The organism is Micrococcus sp. HMSC31B01 (assembly GCF_001816085.1).
Lineage (GTDB): Bacteria > Actinomycetota > Actinomycetes > Actinomycetales > Micrococcaceae > Micrococcus > Micrococcus luteus.
This window is the reverse complement of sequence record NZ_KV824930.1, coordinates 1-2,606: the sequence shown is the minus strand read 5'-3', so window position 1 is coordinate 2,606 and position 2,606 is coordinate 1. Positions and strand designations below refer to the sequence as shown.

The window sequence follows — 2,606 nt, the reverse complement described above, 5'->3', positions numbered from 1 at the left end:
ACGGCGCCCACGGCAGGTGGACGGAGAAGGTGGCGCCGCCGCCCTCGGTCTCCAGCAGCCGGACGGAGCCGCCGTGCTGGGCCACGATCGCCGCGACGATGGCCAGGCCGAGCCCCGTGCCGCCCGTCTCGCGGTGCCGGGAGGTGTCCGCGCGGTAGAACCGCTCGAAGATGCGGGCGCGGTCCTCCTCGGACACGCCCGGCCCGTGGTCACGGATCTCGATCACGGAGCTGCGGCCCGCGCCGTCCGCCCCGGCCTGGCCGCCGAGGTGGTCGACGGTGCCGACCGCGATCTCGATGGGGGTGCCGGCGGGGGTGTAGCGCAGGGCGTTGGCCATGAGGTTCACCACCACCTGGCGCATCCGGTTCTCGTCGCCGAGGATGGGCGCCGGGGCCGCCCGGTCGCCGTCGGGGCCCACGAGGGTGACCTTGCGGTCCGGGGCGTTCACGGAGGCGTCCATCATGGAGTCCATCGCGAGGATGAGCAGGTCCACCGGGGCGTGCTCGAGGGGGCGCTGCTCGTCGAGGCGGGCCAGGGTGAGCAGGTCCTCCACGAGGCGGGTCATGCGGGTGGCCTCGGACTCGATGCGCTGCATGGCGGCGGCGACGTCCTCCTCCTCGCGCAGCCCGCCGTGCCGGTACAGCTCGGAGAATCCGCGGATGGTGACCAGGGGGGTGCGCAGCTCGTGGGAGGCGTCCTGCACGAAGCGGCGCATCTTGTCCTCGGAGATCTCCTTGTCCCGGAACGCGGACTCGATGTGCGCGAGCATGGCATTGAGGGAGCGGGAGAGCCGGCCCACCTCGGTGTCGGGCGCCGCGCTCTCCACGCGCTGGCTCAGGTCGCCGGCGGCGATCTTGGCGGCGGTGCGCTCCACGCGGTTCAGGGTGCGGAACGCGCGCTGGACCGCCAGGTTGGCCACGATCACGGTGCCCGCCGTCGCGAGCAGGCCGATGGTCACGACGATCGAGGTGACGCGCTCGACGGAGGAGGTCACGCTCTGCAGGGGAAGGGCCACGGCCATGGTGCCGTCGCCGCTGCTGAGCCCGTACAGCTGCACGCGCCAGCCGCTCGAGTCCGGCTGTGTGCCGGGCACCTCGAAGGAGGCGGAGCCGCGCTCCAGGGCCTCGGCCGGGGTGATGTCCGGCAGGGCCGGCTCGTCCGCACCCGGCATCACCGGGGTCTGGACGACCCGCGCGCCCTCGTTGTCCCACACGACGCCGTAGAAGCGCAGGATGGGCAGCTGCGGCATGTAGTACTCGCCGGTCTGGGCGACGTTGGCCAGGTACATCGAGACGGTGTCCCGGTTGGCGGCCATGTCCTCGTCCAGCTGGCGCACCGCCTCCTGGCGGAACAGCACCGCGGTCGCCACGGCGGTCACGGCGACCAGGGCCAGCATGAGCGCCGCGATCATCACGACCAGCTTGGTGCGCAGGGACTGCCCCTGCCACGTGCCCCTCAGCCAGGCGCGCGGATGGCGGACGCGGGCCGCCGCGGCGTCGAGCCGCGCACGCACGTCAGCGCTTGTCCGCGGTGCGGAGCATGTAGCCGACGCCGCGCTTGGTGTGGATCATCTTCTCGCGGCCGCCGACGTCGATCTTGCGGCGCAGGTAGGAGATGTAGGACTCGACGATCGAGGCGTCCCCGTTGAAGTCGTACTCCCACACGTGGTCCAGGATCTGGGCCTTCGAGAGCACCCGGTTCGGGTTCATCATGAGGTAGCGCAGCAGCTTGAACTCGGTGGGGGAGAGCTCCACGACCTCGCCGCCGCGGCGGACCTCGTGCGCGTCGTCGTCGAGCTCGAGATCGTCCACGCGCAGCACCGCCGCGTCGTCGTCGTCGAGGGAGGCAGTGCGGCGCAGCACGGCGCGGATGCGGGCGACCACCTCGTCGAGGGAGAACGGCTTGGTCACGTAGTCGTCACCGCCGACCGTCAGGCCGGTGATCTTGTCCTCGGTGCCGTCCCGCGCGGTGAGGAACACGACGGGGAAGTGACGGCCGGCGGAGCGCAGGCGGCGGGTCACGGTGAAGCCGTCCATGTCCGGGAGCATCACGTCCAGCACGGCCAGGTCCGGCTGGAACTCCTCGGCGGCGTCCAGGGCCTCCCGGCCGTTGGCCGCGGCCGTGACCTCGAAGCCGGCGTAGCGCAGGGACGTGGAGAGCAGCTCGCGGATGTTGGGCTCGTCGTCCACCACCAGGAGGCGTGCTTCGGGGTTCTGAGGCTGCATGGGGCCCAGTCAACCGCCCCGACCTGGGAACACCCTGAAAGGGTGCTGGATGTCACGGGGCGTCGTTGGCCCGACGGCTCAGGGGCGCGAGCGCCGGACGGCGCCCAGCACCACGTGCAGCAGCATCAGGCCGAAGCCGACGGGCAGGCCGAACAGCGCGAGCGCGAACAGCGCCGGGGACGCCGGCCACGCCAGGAAGTACGCGACCAGCAGGGCCACCAGGGCCAGAGCGGACACCGCCGTCACGGCCACGCCCAGCACCAGGACGACGCCACGACCGCCCCGGTGATCGGCGGGGTCGGCGGCGGGCGCGGAGGCGGGGAGGGTGGAGGTCCGAGGCATGCCCGCCACTCTAGTTGTTGTGGGTCATGAGGTTCTTGC

At 72.1% G+C, this 2,606-nt stretch carries 3 protein-coding genes; all 3 read right to left on the bottom strand.

What is annotated here, in order from left to right; translation table 11 throughout:
- The coding region (locus HMPREF3105_RS01755) for a sensor histidine kinase (protein WP_070708628.1) at positions 1-1,513 on the bottom strand (1,513 nt) is incomplete at its 3' end.
- A 1-nt stretch (position 1,514) separates the two neighbouring features.
- A complete protein-coding gene (locus HMPREF3105_RS01750) occupies positions 1,515-2,225 on the bottom strand; it encodes a response regulator transcription factor (RefSeq protein ID WP_041103075.1) in 711 nt (236 codons plus the stop codon).
- Between the two features lie 78 nt (positions 2,226-2,303).
- Positions 2,304-2,567, bottom strand: coding sequence for a hypothetical protein (locus tag HMPREF3105_RS01745; RefSeq protein ID WP_041103073.1), 264 nt, complete (start codon positions 2,565-2,567; stop codon positions 2,304-2,306).
- Positions 2,568-2,606 lie beyond the last annotated feature (39 nt).